This is a genomic window from Reyranella sp., assembly GCF_044224635.1.
Taxonomy (GTDB): Bacteria; Pseudomonadota; Alphaproteobacteria; order Reyranellales; family Reyranellaceae; genus Reyranella.
The window spans coordinates 1-23,625 of record NZ_JBGAKA010000082.1; the positions used below are offsets into that span (position 1 = coordinate 1).

The following is a 23,625-nucleotide window of genomic DNA, read 5'->3' on the forward strand; positions in this document are numbered from 1 at the left end:
CGCCAGGCGATTCGAGGATTCTATTGTTGCTCTCGACAGTTGTATTGGATTCCAAAATTATAGGAGAAGCGTGCTCCTCAACACACACTCCCAACCTCCCCCCGTCTTCGTGCGGCGCAACATCTGTGCTGAAACTAGCCGGCTTCGCCGGGGAGGTGTCTCGGTAATCCGAGACGGAGGGGTCAGGAGTCTCAGTGAGGCTTTCGACCCCTCCGTCGGCGATTACGCCGACACCTCCCCAGCGAAGCTGGGGAGGGAGAAAGATCACTTCACCTCGACGATGTCCGCGACGCCGACCTTCTTGTTGACCACCGTCTGCAGCACGACGAAGCGGCCGGCCGAGTTGTGGTCGTCGAAGGTCACCACTTTGCCCATGACATTGGTGAACTTCATGTTCCTGATGGCGTCCTTGATCTTCGCGCCCTCGGTGCTGTTGGCGTCCTTGATTGCCTGGGCGATGACGCGGATCGCATCGTAGCCGCCCCAGGTCTGCAGGTAGGGCTCGGAATTGTGCTTGGCCTTGATCTTCTCGACGAACGCCTTGTTCGACGGCGCGTCGATCGTAGCGTTGTAGGTCCAGGCGCTGATCGATTTCTCCATGCCGCCGGCCTCGATGATAGGCTGGTTGCGCCCGCCCAGCTCGATGCGGCCGGTATAGGGGATGCGCACGCCGAGCTGCATGGCCTGGCGCAGGAAGTTGATCGAATCGCCGCCGACCTGGAAGGTGGCGATGGCGTCGGGCCGGCGCTGCTGGATGCGCGTCAGGATGCTGGTGAAGTCAGGCGTGTTCTGCGGATGGAAGTCGGTCGACACGATGGTGACGCCGGCCTTCTCAGCCACCTTCTTGAAGGCGTCGGCGCCGCCGCGGCCGAAATCGGTATCCTCGCCGATGATCGCCACGTTCTTGAACACCTTCTTCTCGCCGAGGTAGGTGCCGAGCGCCTCCATCATGGCGCTGTCCGACGGGCTGATGCGGAACGAGTACTCGTTGCGTCCCGGCCCGGCGAGCTCGGTGATCTGCGGGTTGGAGGCGATGCCTGTGATCATCGGGATCTTGGCGTCGGCGATAATCTTCATGCTGGCGAGATGGGCCGAGCTGCAATGCGCGCCCTCGATTGCCACCACCTTGGCCTCGACCAGCTTGTTGGCGACGTTGACCGCCTCCGAGGGATTGCACTTGTTGTCCATCACCAGAATCTCGACCTTGCGGCCGAGCAGGCCGCCCGCCGCATTGATCTCCTCGACGGCGAGGTTGACGCCCCACAATTCCCATTCCGCCGCCACCGCGACGGCGCCGGTCTGGCCGGTCGACACGCCAATCACGATGGGTGGCTGCTGCTGCGCCGACGCCGACCCCATGCCCCAAAGTGCGACGGCCATTGCCGCCGCAAATATCTTCACCCTCATCGCTTCCCTCCGTTGCGCTCCCCGTTTGCAGTCAAACGCATAGCAGGCGTCGTGCCAAGCTCGCTTGCACCGAGCGACCGCGAGACGCGCTGCGCCGCCGCGGTCACCAGGGGAATCACACCCTGCAACGTGCGGTCGGCATCCAGGTATTTAGGAAAGGCCGTCGACAATGCCGCCACGACAGTGCCGGCGCGATCGGTGATCGGGGCGCCGACCGACAGTATCCCGGGAATGTTTTCCTCGACCACGGTGGCGTATCCCTGACGCCGTATCCTGGCGAGCGATGCCAGCAGGATGGCCGGGTCGGTGATCGTGTGCGGCGTGATGGCCGCGAGCTTGCGATGGCCAACGAGCTTGCGCGCCGCGCCATCGTCGAGCGAGGCCAGCAGGACCTTGCCGGCGGCCGTGCTGTGCAAGGGCATCTCGCTGCCCAGGCTGACGCGGATCGCCACCGGCCCGTCGGCCTGCACGGCCTGCAGGTAGATCGCGCGGCCGCCGCGCAGCACCGCCACGAAGCCGTTGAGGTGATGCTCGTGCGCCATCCGGTCGAGCTCGCGGCGGGCGGTGGCAACGTAGTCGACGCCACGCTCACCGCTGGCGCCCAGCGCCAGCGAGCGAGGACCCAGCCGATAGCGCGCCGTCTCGCCGTTCTTCTCGATGTAGCCGCGCAGCGCCAGCGAGCTCACCAGCCGCTGCACGATGGTCGGGCTGAAACCGAGCCGGCGGGCGATCTCGCGCACGCCGATATCGCCGCCCTCGGCCTCGATCATCTCCAGGATGTCGAGGCCGCGCTCCAGCGACTGGGAGCCCGACACCCGCTTGGCACCGCTCCGCGCAGGAGCGGTTCGGGCAGAAGGCGAGCGCGCCGGCAAGTGTTCCGGATTTCGGTACATCGTTTCGATAGTTGCACGTTCGCAAAGTTCTGGTTTATGTGTCAACGATTATCGAACCGCGCCAGAGACGACCGTGACGATCGACGCATCTCGAGCTTTCCTCCCCAGATTCGCTGGGGAGGTGTCGCCGTCAAAGGCATTTCGCCGCGCAGCGGCCAAATGCCGACACGGCGACGGAGGGGTCATGAGTCTCATGACGCGTGACAATCATGAGACTCATGACCCCTCCGTCCGCGAAGACGCGGACACCTCCCCAGCGAAGCTGGGGAGGAGGGACGAAAAAGGCGGTGCGCTCCCAGCCATGAGGCTCATGCCCCCTCCGCCCCGTAAGACGGGGCACCTCCCCAGCGAAGCTGGGGAGGAAAGCAAGAGCGTGGTCCGGGAATTGCAGAGCCGGCCCGATGACCGTTGACGCCGTCTACCTCGTGCAGCTGACGCTGAATGGAATCGCGCTCGGCCTGCTCTACGCCCTGATCGCCGTCGGCCTGTCGCTGATCTTCGGCGTCATGGAGATCATCAACTTCGCGCACGGCGAGTTCCTGATGCTGGGCGCCTACGCCATGACCTTCGCGCTGCCGGTGCTGGGCCTGCTCTACTGGCCGGCGCTCGCCGTCGCCATCCTGGCCATCATGCTGTTCGGCTTCATGGTCTACGAGGTGCTGCTGATCCGCCTCAAGCCCGAGGAGTTCGAGCGCAGCATCCTGGTGACGCTCGGGCTGTCGATCATCGTCATCCACGTCATGCAGTATCTCTTCACCGCGACGCCGCGCATGGTCGACACGCAATATGCCTTCGACGGCGTCGAGATCGGCTCGATCCGCATCACCTGGACACGCATCATCGGCGCGGCCTCGGCGCTGGCCGCCTTCGCCGGGCTCTACGGCGCGCTGCGCTACACCCAGTTCGGCCGCGCCATGCGCGCCATCGCCCAGAACCGCGAAGCCGCCCTGATGGTCGGCATCCGGCCGCGCGTCGTGGCGCGCAACGCGGTGGTCCTGGCGGCCGGCCTGTGCGGCCTCGCCGGCGCCGCCATCGCGCCGATCCAGCTGGTCACGCCCTACATGGGCCAGTTCCTGATCTTCAAGGCCTTCGCGCTGGTCATCATCGGCGGGCTGGGCAACATCCCCGGCGCCATCGTCGCCGCCCTCGGGCTCGGCCTCGTGGAAAGCTGGATCGGCGGCTTCTTCGAGATCGTCTGGCAGGAAGCCGCGGTGTTCGTGATCATGATCGCGGTGCTGTTCCTGCGGCCCGACGGCCTGTTCAAGCGCGGGGGCATGCGCGTCGGATGAAGCTCGCGCTTGCCTTGGCAGCCGCTCTCGCGCTCGGCGCCCTGCCGCTGCTCACCTCGTCAAACTACGTCATCGGCGTCGGCGTCTCGGCGCTGATCTTCACCGTCGCCGCGGCGGCCCTGAACCTGGTCTACGGCTTCACCGGCCTGCTGTCGTTCGCCCAGCTCGCTTTCTGGGGCATCGGCGGCTACGCCTCGGCGCTGACCGTCGTCACCTTCGGTGGGACCTTCTGGTGGGGCCTGGTGTGGGCGGCCCTGATCAACGCCGTGGTCGCGCTGGTCGTCGGCTACCCGACCTTGCGCACCAATCGCCACGCCTTCGTCATCGTCACGCTCACCTTTGCGCTGCTGGCCAGCCTGGTCGCGCGCGACTGGGTCAGCCTGACGCGCGGCCCGCTCGGCATCCCCAACCTGCCGCCGCCCTCCGCGTTCGGCTATCGCTTCGGCACGACCGGGCAGTTCTACTGGATCGCCTGGGCGTTCTCGGTGGCGATGCTCGCCTTCCTCTATGCGCTGTGCAGCTCGCGCATCGGCCGCACCCTGGTGGCGATCAAGCAGAACGAGCCGCTGGTGCGTGCGCAGGGCATCTCGCCGATGCCCTACAAGCTCGCCGCCTTCGCCATCGGCGCCGCCGTCACCGGCGCCGCGGGCGGCGTCTTCAGCTTCCATCTCGGCATCGTCGATCCGACGTTCCTCGATTTCTATTACATGCAGACCTTCCTGATCATCGTGATCATCGGCGGCACCGGCAGCTTCTGGGGTGTCGTCGTGGCCGGCATCGCCCTGTCGGCGCTGCCCGAGGTGCTGCGTTTCTCGGCCGACCTCCGCATGATCATCTACGGCGTGATCCTGGTGGTCGCCGTGTTCGTCATGCCGTCGGGCATCGCCGGCTGGCTGCGCGAGCGCCGGGTGGCCCGCATGCGCGAGGCGCTGACCAGCGCCTCGGCCACGCCGGGCGCCGAGCTGGGCGCTCCCCTGCGCGAGGCGCTGAAATGAGCGTCCTCCTCGAGGTCACCGACCTGCGCAAGTCCTACGCCGGCGTGCACGCGCTCGACGGCGTCTCGTTCGCGGTCGAAGCCGGCAGCGTGACCGGCCTGATCGGCCCCAACGGCTCGGGCAAGAGCACGGCGATCGACTGCATCTCGGGCTTCCAGAAGCGCGACGGCGGCCGGATCGTGCTGGCCGGCAACGACATCTCCGGCCAGCCGGCGCACCACATCGCCCGCGCCGGCCTGATGCGGACCTTCCAGACGGTCAGGATCTACGAACGGCTCAGCCTGCGCGACAATCTCGCCATCGCCACCCAGCAGTTCGACCCGGCGACCTGGGTCGACGAGTTTTTCCGCACGCGACGTTATCGGCAGGCGATCGACGCGGCCGAGACGCGCGCCCGCCAGCTCGTCGGGCTGATCGGTCTCGAGCGCTACTACGAGATCGAGACCGGCATCCTCTCCTACGGGCAGAAGAAGCTGGTCGCGCTCGCCGCCGCGCTGATGCCGCATCCCAAGATCGTCGTGCTCGACGAACCGGTGGCCGGCGTCAATCCAAGCCGTATCCGCGAGATCGAGGTCGCGCTGGCCGAGCTCAACCGGGCCGGCGAGACCTTCTTGATCGTCGAGCACAATGTCGAGTTCATCACCAATCTCTGCCATCGCGTGATCGTGCTCGACCAGGGCAAGAAGCTGGCGGAAGGCTCGGCGCACGACATCCATCACGATCCGCGGGTGCTCGAAGCCTATCTCGGCATGACGCCCGAGATGGCCGAAGCCGAGATGCTGGGGGCAGCATGACCGACCCGGCCCTCGAGCTCGTTTCCGTCACCGCAGGATACGGCGACAACCCGATCGTGCGCGAGTTCTCCACCCGCCTGCAGGCAGGCACGATCACGACTCTGATCGGCGGCAATGGTGCGGGCAAGTCGACTCTGCTGCGCGCCATCTACGGCACCAACCGCTTCTTCTCCGGGCAGATCGTCTTCAAAGGCGAGACGATAGAACGCCTGCCGCCGTGGGAACGACTGAAACGCGGCATCGGCTTCGTGCCGCAGGGTCGTTGCAACTTCCCGGCGATGTCGGTCGCCGAGAACCTCAAGATGGGCTGCTATACCCTGCCGTCGGCGCGCCACGATGCCGCCATCGGCCGCGTGATCGAGCTGTTCCCGATGCTGCAGCAGAAAGCACGCATCGAAGCAGGCAACCTGTCGGGCGGCGAGCAGCAGATTCTGGAAATGGCCATGGTGCTGCTGGTCGAGCCGACGCTCCTGCTGCTCGACGAGCCCTCCCTCGGCCTGTCACCCAAGATGCAGGGCGACGTGTTCGCGACGGTGCAGCAGATCGCGGCGCGCGGCGTCACTGTGCTGGTCGTCGAGCAGAACGTGCGCGGCGCCTTGCTGATCTCCCACCGCGCCCTGGTGATGGAACAGGGACGCAAATTCATGGAAGGCCTGGCGGCCGAGGTGCGCACCGATCCGCGCATCCGCCAAGCCTATCTCGGCGGCAACATCCAGCAGACAGCAGCGTAGGAAGATGAGCACAGGACACAAGGACCGGGCGCGCCTCGCCGTCGATATCGGCGGCACCTTCACCGATCTCGCCCTCGAATGGGACGGCAAGCACGAAAGCGTCAAGGTGCTGACCACGCCGCGCGCGCCCGAGGAGGGCGTGCTGACCGGCGTCGAGGAGATCCTCAAGCTTTCCAAGCTGAAAGCAGCCGATCTCGGTCTGATCATCCACGGCACGACGCTGGCCACCAACGCCATCATCGAGCGCAAGGGTGCGAAGACGGCGCTGATCGTCACCGAGGGCTTCCGCGATTCGATCGAGATCGCCTTCGAGCATCGCTTCGAGCAGTACGACATCTTCATGCGGAAGCCGCCGCCGCTGGTGCCGCGCGAGCTGCGCTTCGGCATTCCCGAGAGGCTCGACGGGCGCGGCAATGTGCTGTTGCCGCTCGACGAGGCGGCAGTGCGTGCCCTTGCCGCGAAGCTCGAGGCGGCGAAGGTCGAGGCCATCGCGGTTGGCTACATGCACGCCTATCTCGACGGCGCGCACGAGCGGCGCACGCGCGACATCCTGGCCGGGCTGCTGCCCGGCGTGTCGATCACGCTGTCGAGCGAGGTGTCGCCGGAGATCCGCGAGTACGAGCGCTGGTCGACCGCCGTCGCCAACGCCTATGTCCAGCCGGTGATGGACCGCTATCTCGGCCGGCTCGACGCGGCGCTGCGCGCCAAGGGCACGATCTGCCCGCTGTTCCTGATCACGTCGGGCGGCGGGCTGGCCGCGCTGGAGACGGCACGCAAGTTCCCCATCCGCCTGGTCGAGTCCGGCCCGGCCGGCGGCGCCATCCTGGCCGCAGCGCTGGCGCGCCAGTGCGGGCTCGACAAGGTGCTGTCGTTCGACATGGGCGGCACCACCGCCAAGATCTGCCTGATCGACAATGGCGAGCCGCAGCATTCGCGGGCCTTCGAGGTGGCCCGCCAGTACCGCTTCCTCAAGGGCAGCGGCCTGCCGCTGCGCATCCCGGTGATCGAGATGGTCGAGATCGGCGCGGGCGGCGGCTCGATCGCCTCGGTCGACTCGATGTCGCGCGTCAATGTCGGACCGGAAAGCGCCGGCGCCGAGCCGGGGCCGGCAAGCTACGGCCGCGGTGGCAGCGAGCCCACCGTGACCGACGCCGATGTCGTGCTGGGCCGCATCGATCCCGGCTACTTCGCCGGCGGCTCGATCAAGCTCTCGCCCGACAAGGCGGGCGCCGCCGTCGACAAGTCGGTCGGCAAGCCGCTCGGCCTCGTCCGGCTCGATGCGGCGTTCGGCGTGAGCGAGATCGTCGAGGAGAACATGGCCAACGCAGCCCGCGTCCATGCCGTCGAGCGCGGCAAGGAGCTGCAGGACCGCACCATGATCGCCTTCGGCGGCGCCGCGCCCATCCATGCCGCGCGGCTGGCCGAGAAGCTCGGCATCCGCCGCGTCATGGTGCCGAGCGGTGCCGGCGTCGGCTCGGCCGTCGGCTTCCTGATGGCGCCGGTCGCCTACGAGGTGGTGCGCAGCCGCTACGTCCAGCTCGACAGCCGGTTCGACCCCGAATACGTCAATGCGCTGTTCGCCGAGATGCGCGCCGAGGCCGAGGCCGTGGTCAAGGCCGGCGCGCCCGACGCGACGCTCATCGAGACGCGCACCGCCGACATGCGCTATCGCGGTCAAGGTCACGAGATCACCGTCAGCCTGCCGCCCGGCAAGTTCGACGCCGCCTCGCGCGAGAAGCTGGTCAAGCTCTACGAGGACGGCTACGCCGCCACCTTCGGCCGCACCATTCCCGGCCTCGACGTCGAGATCATGAACTGGACGCTGCGGCTCGCCGCCGAGCAGGCCGACAGGCCGAAAAGCCCGCCGCAGCCGGCCGACACGCCGGCGACGGCGCGCGGCAGCCGCGCGGTCTACGACCCGGCCGATCAGGACATGAAGACCGTGTCGGTCTACCATCGCACCGATCTCTCGATCGGCAGCCTCGTGCCCGGCCCGGCGGTGATCGCCGAGGACGAGACGACCACCATCGTTCCCAAGAACTTCGCCGCCCGCATCAATCCGATCGGCGCCATCCTGCTGGAGAAGGTCCCATGAGCTTCAACGATCCGCTGTCGCCCATCCGCCTGCAATTGATGTGGGACCGCCTGATCGCGGTCGTCGAGGAGCAGGCGCTGGCCCTCATCCGCACCGGCTTCTCGACCTCGACGCGCGAAGCGGGCGATCTCTCCGCGGGCGTGTTCGACCTCGACGGCGCCATGCTGGCGCAGGCGGTCACCGGCACGCCGGGCCACATCAACTCGATGGCCCGCGCCGTGCGCCACTTCCTGGCGCGCTTCCCGGCGCACACGATGAAGGAAGGCGACATCTTCCTGACCAACGACCCGTGGAAGGGCACCGGCCATCTGCACGACTTCACCTTCGTCACGCCGACCTTCCGGCGCGGCAAGATGGTGGCAATGTTCGCCAGCACCTGTCACGTCGTCGACATCGGCGGGCGCGGCATGACCACCGATGCCCGCCAAGTCTACGAGGAAGGCCTCTACATCCCGCTGATGCGCTTCGCGCGCGAGGGCAAGGTCGACGAGACGCTGATCGAGATCGTGACCGCCAACGTGCGCGAGCCGATCCAGGTGGTCGGCGATCTCTACTCGCTGGCGACCTGCAACGAGATCGGCTGCCGGCGCCTGATCGAGATGATGGACGAGTTCGCCATCGACGATCTCGACCGGCTGGGCCGCCACATCCTCGAGAAGTCCAAGCAGGCCTCGCTCGAGCTGATCCGCAAGATCACGCCCGGCACCTACAGCTACGCCATGCGCGTCGACGGCTACGACAAGCCGATCGACCTGGTCGCCACCATGACGATCGGCGACAGCGGCATCGACGTCGACTTTGGCGGCACGTCGGGCGTGTCGGCATTCGGCATCAACGTGCCGGTCTGCTATACCGAGGCCTACGCCTCGTTCGGCGTGAAGTGCATCGTGGCGCCCAAGGTGCCGAACAACGAAGGCTCGCTGTCGGTGATCCGCGTCACCGCGCCGGTCGATTCGATCCTCAACGCCCAGAAGCCGGCGCCCGTGGCGGCGCGCCACGTGACCGGCCAGATGCTGCCCGACGTGATGTTCGGCTGCCTGCACCAGGCGCTGGGCGGCAAGGTCCCGGCCGAGGGCACGTCGTGCCTGTGGAACCTGTTCGCCCTGGGAGGCCCGGGCTCGACCGGCGGCGATCCGTCCGAGACCGTCCATGCGAAGCCGTTCAGCGTCATGAGCTTCCATGCCGGCGGCACCGGCGCGCGACCGGGCGCCGACGGCCTGTCGGCCACCGCCTTCCCGAGCGGAGTCAAGAACGTGCCGATCGAGGTCAACGAGGCGGTGTCGCCGATCGTCGTGTGGCGCAAGGAGTACCGGCAGGATTCCGGCGGCGCCGGCGAGTTCCGCGGCGGGCTGGGCCAGATCATGGAGGTCGGCACGCTCGACACGGCGCCGTTTGCGCTCAGCGCCTACTACGACCGCATCGACCATCCGGCGCGCGGCCGCGAAGGCGGGCTGGCCGGCAAGGCCGGCTCGGTGACGCTGTCGTCGGGCAAGGTGCTGCGCGGCAAGGGCCTGCAGGCCGTGCCGTCGAAGGATCGCGTGATCATCGCCATGCCGGGCGGCGGCGGGCTGGGCAATCCGCGCAACCGGCCTGCGGCGGTCGTGGCCGAGGACGTGCGCCAGGGCTTCATCTCGGCCGAGGCGGCGCGACGCGACTACGGCGTGGCGGTCAACGACGACGGCGTCCTCGACGAGGCGGAAACGGCGAAGTTGCGCGCCCTCGCGGCCGAGTAAGGGAGACGACGACATGACCCGCGTGAGTGCCGGCCTGCCGACCGGGATGGAGGGCTTGACCTATCCCATCCCCTTCTCCGACCCCGAGAACGTCATCCGGATCGCCCAGGCGGCCGAGAAGTTCGGCTACGACTCGGTGTGGGGCAACGACCACATGACCACCCAGAACTACGTGCGCGCCGAGTTCCCGGTGCCGCCGCGCTTCTGGGAGCCGCTGATCACCTACGCCTTCATCCTCTCGGAGACCAAGACGATCAAGGTCGGCACCGGCGTGATCGTGCTGCCGATGCGCCACGACATCGTGGTGCTCGCCAAGCAGATCGCGACGCTCGACCATTTCGGCAAGGGCCGCGTCGAGATCGGCCTCGGCATCGGTGCCTATCGCGAGGAGTTCAAGGCGCTGCAGCCCGATGCGAAGATGGACCGCGGCGACATCGTCGACGAGGGCCTGCAGGCGCTGAACCTCTTGTTCAAGGAACGCGTCGCGAGCTTCGACGGCAAGTACTACAAGTTCCGCGACGTCGAGCTGTACCCGAAGCCGCTGCAGAAGCACATCCCGATCTATGTCGGCGGCAACAACCCCAACAACATCACCCGCACCGTCAAATGGGCCGACGGCTGGCTGCCGGCCGGCATGCACGTCGACCGCGTCCGCGCCGGCGTGAAGACGCTACGCGAGGAAGCCGAGAAGGCCGGCCGTGATCCCAAGACCATCGAGGTCTGCCCGCAATTCGTCGTCCATGTCGGCAAGACCCGCCAGGCCGCCATCGAGAGCTTCCGCAAGAGCCAGATGAACAAGCACCTGGTGTCGCTCTCCAAGTCGACCCTGAAGGGCCAGGGCACGGCGACCCACGAGGACATCAACCTGATCGGCACCCCGGCCGAGATCATCGACAAGGCCCACGCCTTCCGCGAGGCCGGCGTCACCCACTTCCTCGGCCTCTACTTCGCCGCCAACTCGGTGCAGGAGCTGATCGACCAGATGCAGATCTTCGGCGAGGAGGTGACGCCGAAGATCAAGTGAGGGTCAGGCATGAGCAAAGATCCCTCGCTGCGCTCGGGATGACAAAATGGTTGTCATCCCGAGCGCAGCGAGGGATCTTTTCTTTCTGCCTGCAAGACACCGAGATCGACGCTGGATTGGCGCCTCGCCACCTCGTGAAAGCCCGCTGGCGTTTGGTGGCGGTGAGCGATGAGAAAGCGAAGGCATGTCCGATTGTTTCGCAACGGCCGAAATCAGGCCGTGCAAATTCCGGTCGAGTTCGAGTTGCCGGGCAACGAAGCAATGATGCACCGTGACGGCGACCGGTTGGTCATCGAACCCATTCCCAAGTGCGGACTCATCGCGCTGCTCAAGACAATGAAATCCCTTGAGGAAGAGTTTCCGGAGATCGTTGACCCCCGCCCGCACCGGACCGTCCGATTTGACTGGCTACGCCATGAACCGCATTCGAATTGACAACTTCGCCGCTTCGAAAACCTTGCCGCAAGACGATGACTGGCTGTTCTCGCAACGGGCATTCTACGCGGAGTTCGAGCCATCTCCTCGCGACGACAAGGTCGTCGACCATCTCTATGTGATGAAGGACTGCGGCATCATGACCGCTGATCGATGCGCGTTTGCGTCGCCCTTTATCGAGATCGCCTTTTCGTTCCGAGAGCCGCTGGAGGAGAACCGCGGATCAGCCAGGATCGTCGTCATCCAGCCCGCTTTCGGTCATCGCAGGAAGAGTCGAACCTTTCATGGCTGGGTCTTCGGACTCAAGATGCACCCGTCGGCTTGCCACCTGCCGTCGACAGAGACGTCCCCCTTCACCAACTGCCAAGAGCGGTTGGCGCAAGAGATTCGCAAAGGCCCGTCGCCCGACCACATTCTGCGCGCCCTCGATGGGTTCTGCCGTGATCTGGCTTCGCGGCCTCACGTTCACTCCAGCGGCATGACGCAATACCTCGAGGGGCCTCGGGCAGACGTCACCAGGCTTGCCGCCGTCTCCGGCCAGTCGAGCCGGACGCTGCAGCGACGGATCAAGGCCTCGACCGGACTGTCGCCAAAGCGGTTCCTGGCCGTGGGCCGGTTCCGGCATGCCGTACAGGAAATCTCCGCCTCCAACGCAAGCCTGTCGGCCGTTGCCGGCGATCTGGGCTTTGCCGACCAGGCACATCTCACCCGCGAATTCCGCCGCCATGCCGGCCTTACGCCCGGCGCGTTCCAAAGAGCCTGGGGAGGGTCCCGGGGACAGACTGTCCGATTTGTTCAAGACGCGCAGGCTCCGACACGCCTAAGGATGGCCGTCTGGGCGCAGGACTGAGTCAACCGACTTCCTGTCGACGATCGTTCCCTGCGTGCCGGCGCTGGGGCAGGGAAGGCGGCAGCACGGTCATGATCATCGATGCCTGGATGCAGCATCCGAACGCGGAATGGATCGGCGATCCAATGTTCGACTCGCTGCGCCGTTGGAAGCCCGGCAAATGGTCGGAGACGAGCCAGCCTTTGGAGGGGACCCTCGCCGAGATGGATCGGGCGGGCGTCTCGCTCGGCTTGCTGTGCGCATGGCATGGCCCTGACGGACCGATGATCAGCAACGATGAGGTGGCGCACCATTGCCGCGCGCATCCAGACCGCTTCGTGGGCATCGCGTCTGTCGATCTCCACCGGCCGATGGACGCCGTGCGCGAGCTCCGTCGTCGGGTCAGGCAAGACGGCTTCAAAGGATTGCGCGTGTTGCCGTGGCTTTGGGGGCTGCCACCCGACGATCGGCGCTACTATCCCCTGTTCGCCGAGTGTTGCGACCTCGACATCCCGTTCTGCACACAGGTCGGACATGCCGGGCCGCTCAGGGAATCGGAGCCCGGAAGACCCATACCCTATCTAGATCGCGTCGCCATCGACTTTCCCGATCTGCGAATCGTCGGCGGGCACATCGGCATGCCGTGGCTGGGCGAAATGCTGTCGCTGCTCATGAAGTATCCCAACGTCTTCATCGATACGTCGGCCTACAAGGTCGGCCGCTATCCGCTCGAGCTGGTCGACTATATGCGCAACAACCCAAAGCATCGCATCCTGTTCGGATCGAACCACCCGTTCTGGCCGGCGGGAGAATGCATCGCCGGTCTCGATGCCCTCGGCCTCCCGGATTTCGCGCGATCGGCATTCCTGGCGGACAACGCGCGACGCGTGTTCAGGCTCACGTGAGCGCGCAGGCGCAGACGGAGCCCGAAGCAGCGAGGAGAATATTCATGCCCTGGACCATCGAGCGCAGGCACGACCACGTCGCCGTGGTGACGATGAACACGAACAAGGTCAACGTGCAGAACCCAGCATTCTTTGCCGATCTCCACATGGCTTTCGACCGCCTCGAGACCGAGTTCGCTGACTGCGCCGTCGTCCTCACCGGCACCGGCGCTGTGTTCTCGGCCGGGCTCGATCTGGACCATCACTTTGCAATGTTCGCGCGCCGCTCCTTGAAGGAGATCGACGACTGGTTCGCGGCCTACCGCGCCACAAATCTGCGCCTCTTCACCTATCCGCGACCGACCGTGGCGGCGATAAACGGTCATGCCTATGCGGGTGGGTTGATCACGGCGCTCGGCTGCGATCATCGCATCGCCACGAAAGGCGATTCGCGCTTCTCCTTGAACGAAGTGCCGATCGGCATCCCTATGCCCGCCGTGTACTGCGAGATCATCAAGTACGCCGTAGGATCACGCGGTGCGTCGGAACTGACGCTGTTCGGACAGATCTACGATCTGGCAGCCGCGCTCCGCATGAAAATCGTTCAGGCGACAAGCATGCCGGACAAGCTGCTCGAAGCCGCCATCGACTGGGCCGCGCGCGTGCCGGCGGACTGTTACGCCGCCTATGGCTTCTCAAAGCGCGCGCTGCAGGCGACCACCATGGCAGCCATCGACTCGGCCGCGCGCCTGGACCGGGATCTGCTGTCGCGTAGCATGTCCGACCCTGCGAGCCTTTGCGCCCAGACACGACGCTATCGCGACCTGAAGGGTCGGGACATCACGTGGCCCCTGCCGACCTGACGCCGTCCACCGGTACGGAGCGCAGGCACCCGGCTCGGGTGATGCGTTGGCGATAAGGCGTGCCGGCCAGTCCCTACAGCGCCACCTTGGCGAACCATTCCACCTGGTCCTCGAGCTCGGCCATGCTGTCGGCCGGGATCATCAGGGCGCAGGCGTGGTCGACGCCGATCTTCCTGAGTCCGTCGATCTTCTCCAGGATCAGGTCGGGTGAGCCGACCAGGTTGGCGACGACCTGCTTGGTGAGGTCGCGGCCGGTATAGGCGAGCGACTTGCGATGGGCGACGAGGCCCGACGCCATGTAGCGGCGCTCCGCCTCTTCCGCCGTCTTGGCAATGGTGAGCGAGAATTGCGGGGCGATCTCGATGCCGGCGGGATCGCGGCCCAGCTCGGCAGCGCGCGCCTTCACCGCCTCGATGCGCGCCTCGAGCTCCGGCCAGGGGCGCCAGCCGGGCAGCCAGCCGGTGCCCCAGCGCGCCACGCGCTCGACCGTCTCGAGATTGTGCCCGCCCATCCACAGCGCGAAGGGATCGGCCTTGGGCTTGGGATACATCTCGAGATCGCGCACGGCGTAGTACTTGCCTTCGTGCGTCACGCGCCTCTCGGTGAACAGGCGGCGCATCAGCTCGATCCCCTCGTCCATCATCTCGCCGCGCCGGCCCTTGGCGGCAACGCGCGGCGCCCAGGCGGCGAACTCCTCGCGATAGGCGCCGACGCCCAGGGCCAGCACCAGCCGGCCATTGGACAGCTGGTCGATGGTGGCCGATTGCTTGGCGAGCCAGAATGGATCGCGCATCGGCAGCACGGCGAGCGCCGTGCCGACCCGGATCCGGCTGGTCGCGGCAGCGCAGAACGACAGCACCGTCATCAGCTCGTAGAAATTGGGCGCATGGTCGGGGAACAGCTCGCGCACATAATGCTGGCTGGTGATGTGGTCGTTGCCCCACACCGAATCGTAGCCGAGCCTCTCGCAGAGTTGCGCCAGGCGCACGAAGTCGCCCGGCTCGACGAAGGGAATGGGATACATGACCCCTTCGAAGCAGGTCGGCAGGCTGATGCTGAACTTCATCGACGTCATCCCCGTACGGCCGCCAGCACGCCGGCGATCGACCGGGCATCGTCGGCGCCGCCGATCACCACCTCGTCGAGCCCGATGGCGCGATACTCCTCGAGCTTGGCCCTCACCTGGGCCGGCGTGCCGCAGGCCGCATGGCGGCGCACCACGTCGTCACTCACCAGCCGGTCGACCTCGCTCCAGCTCTCGGCCGCATAGGCGGCCGCCAGCGCCGCCTGGTCGAGCGGCGCGCCCGACAGCCGGATGTTCTCGGCATGATGGGCGCCGCGCAGCACGAAGCCGATCGGCCGGCGGATCGGATCGATGCCTTCCCTCTCGCTGGCCCCGATCTTCGTATAGACGATGCCGAGCTTGCGCAGCGGCCGCCCCGCGGCGGCGCCAGCCGCCTGGTCGAGGCAGGCCTTCACGAACGGCGGCGACGTCGCTGCCGAGATCAGCACGCCATCGGTCTCGCGCCCCGACAGGCGCAGCATGTTGGGGCGGGAGGCGGCCAGCACGATCGGCACGGTGCGGCCGCCATTGGCGAGACGCCGGCCGGCGGCATGGAAGACCTGGCCCTGGAAGTCGACCATCTCGCCGGCCAGCAGCGCGCGGCAGATCTTCACGGTTTCGGCAATCGTCACCAACGGCTTGGGCGAGTCGATACCGGCGGCCTCGAGATCCCTCGGTGCGCCGACGCCCAGGCACAGAATCACGCGGCCGGGATACATCTCCTCGAGCGTCGCAGCCGCCATGGCGATGAAGACAGGATGGGTCGCGTAGGGACTCATCGCCATCAGCGCGATCCTGATGCGCCGGGTGGCGCCGAGCGCCAGCGCCGCCGTGGTGATCGGGTCGCGCAGGAAGAGATGGCAGGCGATCCACAGGGTCGACGCTCCGCCCTGCTCCGCCGCCTGCGCTTGCGCCGCGATCTCGCCGATCGGCGCGCGGCCATCCATCGAGATGCCGAACTCAGCCATGCGCCCACTCACCCGTGCCTGTATCCATAAACGTCGCGGAGCGCGCCCAGCACCTCGGTGAGACCACCGGCGACGACGGGCGTCGGCGGCAGCGCGGTCTCGATCACCGCCGTGTCCTTCAGTCCGCTCGCAGTCAGAAGGGCCACGACCCGCGCCTCGGGCTCGATCGTGCCGCTGGCGCGCAGGCGCTCGATGGCAGCGAAGGGCGCCGCCGAGGCGGCTTCCGGCCAGATCCCTTCCTTCGCGCCCACGGTGACGACCCAGCGCGCAAGCTCGTCATTGTCGATGGTGATCGCGGTGCCGCCGCTGCGCCGCAGCACCTCGAGCGCCTGCACGGTGCCCTGGTTGGCGCCGATCGAGGTGGCGATCGACGGTGTGTTGCGCGGCCGATCGGGCGGCATCGGCTCGCCGCTCGCCATGGCGGCGGCGATCGAGCCCGAGACCTCGGCCGCCACGAGGCGTGGCGTGCGCTGGGTCCAGCCCAGCGCCTTCAATTCCTCGAAGCCCTTCCACATCCCGAAGAGGGCATCGCCGTAGCAGACCGGCAGCACGCACCAGTCGGGGACATCCCAATCGAACGCCTCGGCGACCTCGTAGGCGATCGTCTTGTAGCCTTCCATGCCGTAGGGATTGCTGCCGACGACCGGCCCGAAGAACGGCGACGTCGGATACCAGCCGAACTCGCGCACGCCGGCCGACTGCAGGCGCCAGCGGTCGGCCTTGTTCTCTACGGCGACGACCATGGCGCCATAGGCGCGCATCTGCGCGACCAGCGCCGCCGACGCACCGACAAAGGTGAAGACGATGCAGGGCAGGCCGGCCTTGGCGGCGTAGGCCGCGGCCGCGGCGCCGGCGTTGCCGGAGGAGCTGGAGGCGATCACCTTGGCGCCGAACTGCCGCGCCATGGTGAGCGCCGACGACGCCAGCCGATCCTTGAACGACCACGTGGGATTGCGCGACTCGTCCTTGATCCAGACGTCGCCCAGGCCGAGGGCCGGCGCATGCAGCAACGGCGTATTGCCCTCGCCGAGGCTCACAGCATGGACGGCAGGTGCGCAGAGGAATTCATCCCAGCGCCACATGGTCGAAGGGCGGATCGCGATCTTCTCACGATCCAGGCCCTGGCCCGGCACGGCATCGTAGGCCACTGTCAGATTCGCCGGCGCCCCGCGCGCCCGGCAGGCCGGGCAATCCTCGGCATAGCGATCAATGGGATGGCGGGAACCGCAGCGGACACAAACGAGAGCAGCAGGTACTGGCATGTCGGCGCGCACGTTGCCGTCCGCCGCACATAGCGTCAACCGACTCATCGCTGAGAGCGCGCCACTCCATTCTTGTCCTCCCCAGCTTTGCCGGGGAGGTGTCCGCGTCATCGCGGACGGAGGGGTCATAGGCCGCCTCACGTGACTCATGACCCCTCCGTCGCCGTACGACGGCGACACCTCCCCAGCCAAAGCTGGGGAGGAGAATATGAGACGCCGCTGCCGGCAGAGGTTGCTCCGCCTGGAGTGGCGCGGCGCCAGCGATGACCACTCAGTCGGCGGCGTTCGCTATCGGATCGCGCAGATTCTGCAGCTCGCCCTGGAGGAAGCGCAGGAACTCCTCGGCAGCAATGGGCAGCTGGCGCGACGCATGGGTGATCGCGTCGATCGTCGCGCTGTTGACGATGCGGTCGCGGATCGGCACGGCGACCAGCTCGCCCGCGCGCAGGCTGTCCCAGGCCGACAGCCGCGAGAGGAACGTGATGCCATGGTTCACGTGCACGAAATGAACCTTGAGCTGGATCGAATTGCTTTCCAGGACCGGTGCGATGGCGATGCCGGCGGCCTTGCAGGCGACATCGATCAGGATGCGGCTGCCGGTGTTCCGCGCCGGCAGGGCGATCGGATAGGTCATGCTCTCGGCCAGCGAGATGCGCGGCTTCTTCGCCAGGGGATGGCGCGCCGACATCAATGCGACGAGCGGCTCGCGGATCTTGAAGATGGTGGTCAGATCGCGCTCGGCGGGCGAGTAGAAGGCGATGCCGATGTCCGTCCGGCCCTCGCGCACCGCGGCGACGACATGGTCGCTGCCGTCGATCGTCACGTCGAAGGAGATGCCGGGATGGCGTTCGCTGAAGCGCGCGATCGCCCGCGGCAACAGGTGCTGCACCAGCGATTCGATCGACTGGATGCTGACGGTGCCGCGTCGCAGCCCTTTCAGAGCGTCGAGCTCGGAGCGCACGCGCTCGACCTGGCGCAGGCTCGAGCGCGCGTGGCGCAGGAAGATCTCGCCGGCCGAGGTCAGCTCGATGCCGCGCGCATGGCGGTGAAACAGCGGCACACCGAACTCCTCCTCGAGCTTGTGGATCTGCCGGCTCAGCGCGGACTGGGCGATGTGCAGCTCCTCGGCGGCTTCGCGGATCGAGCGGTGTCGCGCCACTGCAGTGAAATAACGCAAGCCGGTATTGATCATGGGTCCCTCTCCTCCCCGGTAATCCGGGGAGGTGTCGCCGTCTTCGGCGACGGAGGGGTCATGAGTCACAGGCTCAACCCTCTCCCATGACTCATGACCTCTCCGTGCGCGAAGATCGGACACCTCCCCAGCGAAGCTGGGGAGGAGAAAGAGACTGATGCCGCTTCGGCATCGCTTCAACGCAAAAATTGATCTTGTGCGATCACCCCTTCCGGCGCCCAATTGCACGGGGACTGAGGGGATTTTCAATGCCGGATTTTGTTGGTGAAGCGATCGACAGGCTTGTCACGATCGAGGCGAAGAACCGTGGCATGCCGCACGGCATCCTGCTGCCGATGTACGAGGCGGCGCGCAAGGCGGCCGGCGGCCGGCCGGTGACGATGGTCGCGGCCGAGGGATTGAAGAAGCATCTCGGCAAGGGCGACGTGGTGTTCGTCATGACGGGCGCCGGCTACGAGCCGACCATGCCGAAGGGCGAGAGCGACGGCCCACCGGGCGCGGCGGCCCTGGCCCGCATCCTCTATCGCGGGCTCGGCGCCATCCCGGTCTATGTCAACGAGGAATGCCACGCCGATCCGATCGTGGCGTCGAGCGAGGCGGCCGGCCTGATGGTGAAGCCGTTCGCCCAGGCGCGCGATCGCCATCTCGGCGCCGCCATCGTCAACGCGCCGACCAGGCAGTCCGAGATCAAAGGCTGGATCGCCAAGCTCTTCGAGGACTACAAGCCCAAGGCCGTGGTCAGCGCCGAGCGGCTGGGCGCCGGTGCCGACGGCAACGTCCACACCGCAACCGGTCTGCCGCTCACCGGGCCGAACTCGCAGTTCGAGGGCTGCATCGATATCGGCGACATCGTCACCGAGGCCAACAAGCGCGGCATCTTCTCGGTCGGCATTGGCGATCATGGCAACGAGCTGGGCTTCGGCACGATCTACGACGCGGTTGTCAAGACCATGCCCAAGGGCAAGGCGCTCGCCACCGTGGTCAAGACCGACGTCGTGGTGCCGGCGATGATGTCCAACTGGGGTTGCTACGGCATCGAAGGCTGTCTCGCCTTCCTGCTGAAGAAGCCCGAGCTCATCCATACGCCCGACATGGAGAAGCGCATCGTCCAGGCCTGCCTCGACGCGGGCGGCCTCGAGGCGATGTATTGCACCACCGACTTCTTCGTGGACGGGCTCGACGGCGAGACCTCGATGGCGTTCATGCAGATCCTGTCCAACATCGTGCGCAAGAACCTCGAGCCGCCCGGCACCGGACTGACGCACTGAGGGGGCGGCCATGACCGAGCCTCAGCAACTGGACCTGATCGGGCGCCATATCGATCGTCTGGTCACCGTCGAGGCGCGCATCTCGCCGACCTCGCGCAACGTCATCGTGCAGCTCCACGAGGCGGCCTGTGCCGCCCAGGGCGGCGGCCCGCTGTCGATGCTGGCGGCGCGGCAAATCCTGAAGCATCTCGGCCCGGGCAAGGTGGTATTCCTGACCACCGGCGCCGGCGACCCGCGCTACCTGCCGGCCGGCGAGACCGACGGCCCGCCCGGTGTCGCGGCCCTGGCGCTGGCGATCCACGCCGCCACCGGCGCCGTGCCACTGCTCTTCACCGAGGAGCCGTTCCGCGAGAACCTGGCGGCGACGACGCTTGCGGTCGGCCTCGGCATCCGCCCGCCGGAGCATGCGCTCGAGATCGGCTTCACCACGGCGGTCCTGCCGCTCGCGCACGACGACTCGGCCGAGCAACAGGCAGTGTCGTATCTCGACACCTACAAGCCGGCGATGGTGATCAGCATCGAGAAGCTCGGGCCCAACAAGCACGGCATCGCCCATACTTCGACCGGCACGCCGACGGCGGCGGACCGGGCACGCGCCGAGTGCCTGTTCGACGAGGCCGCCCGGCGTGGCATCCCCTCGCTCGGCATCGGCGACAACGGCAACGAGCTGGGGTTCGGCCTGATCGCCGATGCCGTCGCCAAGTACAAGCCGAACGGCGAGCGGCTGTGCACGCGGGTCAAGACCGACGTGCTGCTGCCTGCCAACACCTCGAACTGGGGCGCCTACGCCGTCGAGGCAGCTTTGGCCGCGCTGGTCGGCAAGCCCGAGCTGATGCACAGCGCCGATATCGAGCGGCGCATGATCGAGGCCTGCGTGGCGACGCACGGCGTCGACGGCAGCACGGGTCGCCACACCCTGCAGGTCGACGGCATGCCGGCCGACGTTTCCTGCGCCATCGTCACCATGCTGGGCTGCATCGTGCGCAACGGCCTGGTCACCGGCTTCAAGCGTGCGTTCTAGGAGAGAATGAAAATGGCTATCGACGAGATTGTCGGCGATTCGATCGACCGCGCCGTCAACATCGAGATGCGCTTCCGCGCCGGCCTGCCGCGCGGCGTGACCTATCCGCTGTACGAGGCGGCGCGCAAGAAGCAGGGCAAGCCGCTGACCTGGCTTGCGGCCAAGCTGCTGATGGACCGGGTGAAAGCCGGCCAGCACGTCTTCGTCGTCACCGGCGCCGGCACGCCGCCCGGCCTGCCGGCCGGCGAGACCGACGGCCCGCCGGGCGCCGCCGCCATCGCCCGCGCGATCGAGGTCGGTCTCGGCGCCAAGCCGATCCTGATCAGCGAGGAGCGCAACATGCCGGCGGTGATCAAATCGACCGAGGCCGCCGGCATCGCCGTGGTCGACGAGGAATTGTTCAAGCAGCGCCGGTCGTGCGCCATCGCCATCAACTACCCGTTGGGCGACGCCGAGGGGAAGGTCGCGGCGGCCGAGCTGTGCAAGAGGTTCAATCCGGCCGCGATGATCTTCATAGAGAAGGTCGGGCCCAACACCAAGGGCATCTACCATTCGATCATGGGCACGCCGCGTACGCCGGACAAGATCGCCAGTGCCTACCATCTCGCGGAGTACGCCAAGGCGAACGGCATCCCGACGGTCGGCGTCGGCGACGGCGGCAACGAGATCGGCTGCGGCGTGATCAAGGATGCCGTGCGCGACATCCAGCCGTTCGGCAAGGATTGCGGTTGCCCCTGCCATGGCGGGGTTGGCACGGTTACTGAATGCGACGTGCTGGTGTTCGCCGCGGTATCGAATTGGGGGGCCTACGGAATCGCCGCGGCCCTGGCCGGTCATCTAGGAGATCGCGAGGTGCTGCACGACGAGGCGACCGAACTGCGCATCGTGCTCGGGAGCGTCGCCGGCGGCGCGATGGACGGCGCCTACTCTCGCCTCATCCCGTACGTCGACGGCACCTCCGACCGGGTCCAGGCGAGCCTGATCACGATCCTGCATCAGATCGTCGAGAACGGCTTGAAGGAATACGACAGGGGCTTCTGAACAAGTCGCGAGAGGAGGCAAATCATGAGCAAGGTGTCCAGGCCATTGGGCCAGCGTGTCACGCGTCGCGGATTTTCAGCGGGTGTCCTGGGTACGGCCCTCATGGGCGGTGGCCTCATGCTGGGGACCGGCCGGGCGCCAGCCTTGGCGCAGGGCCGGCGTGACCTGCGCGTCGGCGTGTTCGGTGGCGAGTTCGGCAATCTGAGCCCGGTGATCCGCTTCGACATCCAGGGCGGTCTGGTGCTCTACAACATCTTCGACGGGCTGGTGAAGATCGACTTCGCCAAGCGCTCGATCGAGCCGATGCTGGCGCTCGAATGGTCGAACCCCGATCCGCTGACCTGGCGCATCAAGCTGCGCGAGGGCGTGAAGTGGCAGAAGGGCTTCGGCGAGATGACCGCCGACGACCTCGTCTACACCTGGAACTTCCATCTCGAATCCAAGAGCTTCCAGGTCGGCACGGCGTTGTTTCCGCTCGACACGGTGAAAGCCGACGGCAAGTACGTCGTCGAGGTCAAGACCAAGCAGCCATTCGGCGCCTTTCCCGGCGTCACGATGGGCTATGGCGGCACGGTGATCTCGGCCAAGGCACACAAGGAGATGGGCAACCAGGCCTACAGCGCCACGCCGGTCGGCAACGGGCCGTTCCAGATCGAGACCAAGCGCGGCACCGAGATCGTGCTGGCGAAGAACCCAGACTATTGGAACGCGGGCCTGCCGAAGCTCGACCGCATCGTCTACCGCGCGATCCCGGATTCGACGACGCGCCTGCAGGCGCTGGTCAAGAACGAGCTCGATTTCGTCACGCATCCCGACCCGAAGGAAGTGGGAGCGATGCGCAAGAACGCCAACTTCAACGTGCTGTCGACGCCGGGCTGGGAATGGGACTACCAGCAGTTCAATCTCACCGTGCGGCCCGACCTGCCCTACCACAACAAGCTGGTGCGCCAGGCGATCTCGTATGCGATCGACCGCGAGGCCATCGTCAAGGAGATCTATTACGGCGAGGCGATCGCCACCGACAACCAGATCCCGGCCGGTTACATGGGCCACCGCGGCCCGATGCTGAAATATCCGAAGAACGGCGACCTGAAGAAAGCCAAGGAGCTGATGGCCCAGGCCGGCGTCAAGGGCTACGAGGTCGAGGTCATCACCTCGGACAAGGACTGGTTGCGCAAGGAGCTCGAGCTGGTGGCCGCGATGGTGAGCCAGATCGGCATCAACTACAAAATCAAGAACATGGACATGGGTGGATTCAACAACCTGTGGCTCAATCGGCGCTTCGAGCAGAACCTCGAAGACATCACCCTGGTGGCGCCCGATCCCGACGCGACGTCGTGGTGGTTCATGCACAGCAAGGGCTCGGCCAGCGGCTACAACATGCCGCAGATGGACATGATGCTCGACGGCGCTCGCTCCGAGCTCAACCAGGCAACCCGCGAGCAGATCTACCACAAGATCGTCGACACCGTGCTCGAGGAGTGCCCGCTGATCTATCACTGCAACACCAACAACATCCAGATCCTCAACAAGAACCTGAAGGGCTTCGATTCGACGCCGCAGGAATATCTGGAGCGGCTCGACACGGTGTCGTGGGGGTGAAGGTTCATTGCCGGGAGCGCGCCACTCCGTGGCGCTTCTTCCTCCTCCCCAGCTTCGCTGGGGAGGTGCCCCGTCATACGGGGCGGAGGGGTCATGAGTCACAAGAGGCAGCGGGGCCATGACTCATGACCAGCCGGCCCGCACGGGAGCGCGCGTCGGATCGGTCCGGGCCCGGGAACCAGATTGAGCTCCACCGAAACAGGCAGGCGCAACGCGAGCCGCTGGAGCGGTAGGAC

At 66.6% G+C, this 23,625-nt stretch carries 21 protein-coding genes; 15 read left to right on the forward strand and 6 right to left on the reverse strand.

The genetic code is table 11. From position 1 onward, the window contains the following. Nucleotides 1-264: 264 nt before the first annotated feature. Together ACILR9_RS37050 and ACILR9_RS37055 are read right to left on the reverse strand one after the other, a co-directional pair. Nucleotides 265-1,407 (reverse strand): ABC transporter substrate-binding protein, encoded by a 1,143-nt coding sequence (locus ACILR9_RS37050; RefSeq protein WP_395715018.1) that lies wholly within the window; start codon nt 1,405-1,407, stop codon nt 265-267. Further along, complete coding sequence (locus tag ACILR9_RS37055; protein ID WP_395715019.1) at nt 1,404-2,222, reverse strand: IclR family transcriptional regulator; 819 nt, start codon at nt 2,220-2,222, stop codon at nt 1,404-1,406. Before ACILR9_RS37055 ends, ACILR9_RS37050 begins: the two co-directional genes overlap by 4 nt. Nucleotides 2,223-2,701: 479 nt before the next feature. Between ACILR9_RS37055 and ACILR9_RS37060 the strand changes: the two genes are divergently transcribed. The 11 genes from ACILR9_RS37060 (at nt 2,702) to ACILR9_RS37110 (ending at nt 13,972) form a co-directional block, all read left to right on the forward strand. Continuing rightward, on the forward strand, nt 2,702-3,589 hold the full coding sequence (locus ACILR9_RS37060) for a branched-chain amino acid ABC transporter permease (RefSeq protein WP_395715020.1): 888 nt from the start codon (nt 2,702-2,704) through the stop codon (nt 3,587-3,589). Further along, entirely contained in the window at nt 3,586-4,584 is a 999-nt protein-coding gene (locus ACILR9_RS37065; protein WP_395715021.1) for a branched-chain amino acid ABC transporter permease, read from the forward strand. The genes ACILR9_RS37060 and ACILR9_RS37065 overlap by 4 nt, the downstream gene beginning before the upstream one ends. Continuing rightward, nucleotides 4,581-5,378 carry an ABC transporter ATP-binding protein gene (locus tag ACILR9_RS37070; RefSeq protein WP_395715022.1) on the forward strand — a complete coding sequence of 266 codons (798 nt, stop codon included), beginning with the start codon at nt 4,581-4,583 and terminating at the stop codon, nt 5,376-5,378. Before ACILR9_RS37065 ends, ACILR9_RS37070 begins: the two co-directional genes overlap by 4 nt. Continuing rightward, a complete protein-coding gene (locus ACILR9_RS37075; protein ID WP_395715023.1) occupies nt 5,375-6,109 on the forward strand; it encodes an ABC transporter ATP-binding protein in 735 nt (244 codons plus the stop codon). The genes ACILR9_RS37070 and ACILR9_RS37075 overlap by 4 nt, the downstream gene beginning before the upstream one ends. 4 nt (nt 6,110-6,113) lie before the next feature. Continuing rightward, nucleotides 6,114-8,204 carry a hydantoinase/oxoprolinase family protein gene (locus tag ACILR9_RS37080; RefSeq protein WP_395715024.1) on the forward strand — a complete coding sequence of 697 codons (2,091 nt, stop codon included), beginning with the start codon at nt 6,114-6,116 and terminating at the stop codon, nt 8,202-8,204. After that, nucleotides 8,201-9,937, forward strand: coding sequence for a hydantoinase B/oxoprolinase family protein (locus tag ACILR9_RS37085; RefSeq protein WP_395715025.1), 1,737 nt, complete (start codon nt 8,201-8,203; stop codon nt 9,935-9,937). The genes ACILR9_RS37080 and ACILR9_RS37085 overlap by 4 nt, the downstream gene beginning before the upstream one ends. Nucleotides 9,938-9,950: 13 nt before the next feature. Continuing rightward, nucleotides 9,951-10,961 (forward strand): LLM class flavin-dependent oxidoreductase, encoded by a 1,011-nt coding sequence (locus ACILR9_RS37090; RefSeq protein ID WP_395715026.1) that lies wholly within the window; start codon nt 9,951-9,953, stop codon nt 10,959-10,961. A gap of 168 nt (nt 10,962-11,129) precedes the next feature. Further along, nucleotides 11,130-11,396 (forward strand): antitoxin, encoded by a 267-nt coding sequence (locus tag ACILR9_RS37095; RefSeq protein WP_395715027.1) that lies wholly within the window; start codon nt 11,130-11,132, stop codon nt 11,394-11,396. Then, nucleotides 11,377-12,246 (forward strand): helix-turn-helix domain-containing protein, encoded by an 870-nt coding sequence (locus ACILR9_RS37100; protein WP_395715028.1) that lies wholly within the window; start codon nt 11,377-11,379, stop codon nt 12,244-12,246. The genes ACILR9_RS37095 and ACILR9_RS37100 overlap by 20 nt, the downstream gene beginning before the upstream one ends. A 71-nt stretch (nt 12,247-12,317) precedes the next feature. Then, nucleotides 12,318-13,130 (forward strand): amidohydrolase family protein, encoded by an 813-nt coding sequence (locus ACILR9_RS37105; protein ID WP_395715029.1) that lies wholly within the window; start codon nt 12,318-12,320, stop codon nt 13,128-13,130. 44 nt (nt 13,131-13,174) lie between these two features. Then, a complete protein-coding gene (locus tag ACILR9_RS37110; RefSeq protein WP_395715030.1) occupies nt 13,175-13,972 on the forward strand; it encodes an enoyl-CoA hydratase/isomerase family protein in 798 nt (265 codons plus the stop codon). Nucleotides 13,973-14,045: 73 nt separating this feature from the next. Here the strand turns inward: ACILR9_RS37110 and ACILR9_RS37115 are convergent, their stop codons facing one another. The 4 genes from ACILR9_RS37115 to ACILR9_RS37130 form a co-directional block, all read right to left on the reverse strand. Next, nucleotides 14,046-15,038, reverse strand: coding sequence for an LLM class flavin-dependent oxidoreductase (locus ACILR9_RS37115; RefSeq protein ID WP_395715031.1), 993 nt, complete (start codon nt 15,036-15,038; stop codon nt 14,046-14,048). 5 nt (nt 15,039-15,043) lie between these two features. After that, entirely contained in the window at nt 15,044-16,003 is a 960-nt protein-coding gene (locus tag ACILR9_RS37120; RefSeq protein ID WP_395715032.1) for an LLM class flavin-dependent oxidoreductase, read from the reverse strand. Between the two features lie 8 nt (nt 16,004-16,011). After that, nucleotides 16,012-17,151: a pyridoxal-phosphate dependent enzyme gene (locus ACILR9_RS37125; RefSeq protein WP_395715033.1), complete on the reverse strand. Its 1,140-nt coding sequence runs from the start codon at nt 17,149-17,151 to the stop codon at nt 16,012-16,014. Nucleotides 17,152-17,536: 385 nt separating this feature from the next. Next, complete coding sequence (locus ACILR9_RS37130; RefSeq protein WP_395715034.1) at nt 17,537-18,457, reverse strand: LysR family transcriptional regulator; 921 nt, start codon at nt 18,455-18,457, stop codon at nt 17,537-17,539. Nucleotides 18,458-18,705: 248 nt separating this feature from the next. Here ACILR9_RS37130 and ACILR9_RS37135 point away from each other — a divergent pair, with 248 nt between their 5' ends. From ACILR9_RS37135 to ACILR9_RS37150, 4 genes are read left to right on the forward strand one after another with little or no spacing between them, the layout of a single operon-like run. Continuing rightward, the gene (locus tag ACILR9_RS37135) at nt 18,706-19,725 is read left to right on the forward strand and encodes a glutamate cyclase domain-containing protein (protein ID WP_395715035.1); all 1,020 of its coding nucleotides are present in this window, start codon (nt 18,706-18,708) and stop codon (nt 19,723-19,725) included. A 10-nt stretch (nt 19,726-19,735) separates the two neighbouring features. Continuing rightward, nucleotides 19,736-20,746, forward strand: coding sequence for a glutamate cyclase domain-containing protein (locus ACILR9_RS37140; RefSeq protein WP_395715036.1), 1,011 nt, complete (start codon nt 19,736-19,738; stop codon nt 20,744-20,746). Between the two features lie 12 nt (nt 20,747-20,758). Continuing rightward, on the forward strand, nt 20,759-21,787 hold the full coding sequence (locus tag ACILR9_RS37145; RefSeq protein ID WP_395715037.1) for a glutamate cyclase domain-containing protein: 1,029 nt from the start codon (nt 20,759-20,761) through the stop codon (nt 21,785-21,787). Between the two features lie 24 nt (nt 21,788-21,811). Next, a complete protein-coding gene (locus ACILR9_RS37150; RefSeq protein ID WP_395715038.1) occupies nt 21,812-23,389 on the forward strand; it encodes an ABC transporter substrate-binding protein in 1,578 nt (525 codons plus the stop codon). Nucleotides 23,390-23,625: the final 236 nt, after the last annotated feature.

Excerpts from the sequence above, each read along its gene's own strand:
- ACILR9_RS37050 (WP_395715018.1), bottom strand. The coding sequence starts at position 1,407 with ATGAGGGTGAAGATATTTGCGGCGGCAATGGCCGTCGCACTTTGGGGC.
- ACILR9_RS37060 (WP_395715020.1), top strand. The coding sequence starts at position 2,702 with ATGACCGTTGACGCCGTCTACCTCGTGCAGCTGACGCTGAATGGAATC.
- ACILR9_RS37065 (WP_395715021.1), top strand. The coding sequence starts at position 3,586 with ATGAAGCTCGCGCTTGCCTTGGCAGCCGCTCTCGCGCTCGGCGCCCTG.
- ACILR9_RS37070 (WP_395715022.1), top strand. The coding sequence starts at position 4,581 with ATGAGCGTCCTCCTCGAGGTCACCGACCTGCGCAAGTCCTACGCCGGC.
- ACILR9_RS37075 (WP_395715023.1), top strand. The coding sequence starts at position 5,375 with ATGACCGACCCGGCCCTCGAGCTCGTTTCCGTCACCGCAGGATACGGC.
- ACILR9_RS37080 (WP_395715024.1), top strand. The coding sequence starts at position 6,114 with ATGAGCACAGGACACAAGGACCGGGCGCGCCTCGCCGTCGATATCGGC.
- ACILR9_RS37085 (WP_395715025.1), top strand. The coding sequence starts at position 8,201 with ATGAGCTTCAACGATCCGCTGTCGCCCATCCGCCTGCAATTGATGTGG.
- ACILR9_RS37090 (WP_395715026.1), top strand. The coding sequence starts at position 9,951 with ATGACCCGCGTGAGTGCCGGCCTGCCGACCGGGATGGAGGGCTTGACC.
- ACILR9_RS37095 (WP_395715027.1), top strand. The coding sequence starts at position 11,130 with ATGAGAAAGCGAAGGCATGTCCGATTGTTTCGCAACGGCCGAAATCAG.
- ACILR9_RS37100 (WP_395715028.1), top strand. The coding sequence starts at position 11,377 with ATGAACCGCATTCGAATTGACAACTTCGCCGCTTCGAAAACCTTGCCG.
- ACILR9_RS37105 (WP_395715029.1), top strand. The coding sequence starts at position 12,318 with ATGATCATCGATGCCTGGATGCAGCATCCGAACGCGGAATGGATCGGC.
- ACILR9_RS37110 (WP_395715030.1), top strand. The coding sequence starts at position 13,175 with ATGCCCTGGACCATCGAGCGCAGGCACGACCACGTCGCCGTGGTGACG.
- ACILR9_RS37115 (WP_395715031.1), bottom strand. The coding sequence starts at position 15,038 with ATGAAGTTCAGCATCAGCCTGCCGACCTGCTTCGAAGGGGTCATGTAT.
- ACILR9_RS37120 (WP_395715032.1), bottom strand. The coding sequence starts at position 16,003 with ATGGCTGAGTTCGGCATCTCGATGGATGGCCGCGCGCCGATCGGCGAG.
- ACILR9_RS37130 (WP_395715034.1), bottom strand. The coding sequence starts at position 18,457 with ATGATCAATACCGGCTTGCGTTATTTCACTGCAGTGGCGCGACACCGC.
- ACILR9_RS37135 (WP_395715035.1), top strand. The coding sequence starts at position 18,706 with ATGCCGGATTTTGTTGGTGAAGCGATCGACAGGCTTGTCACGATCGAG.
- ACILR9_RS37140 (WP_395715036.1), top strand. The coding sequence starts at position 19,736 with ATGACCGAGCCTCAGCAACTGGACCTGATCGGGCGCCATATCGATCGT.
- ACILR9_RS37145 (WP_395715037.1), top strand. The coding sequence starts at position 20,759 with ATGGCTATCGACGAGATTGTCGGCGATTCGATCGACCGCGCCGTCAAC.
- ACILR9_RS37150 (WP_395715038.1), top strand. The coding sequence starts at position 21,812 with ATGAGCAAGGTGTCCAGGCCATTGGGCCAGCGTGTCACGCGTCGCGGA.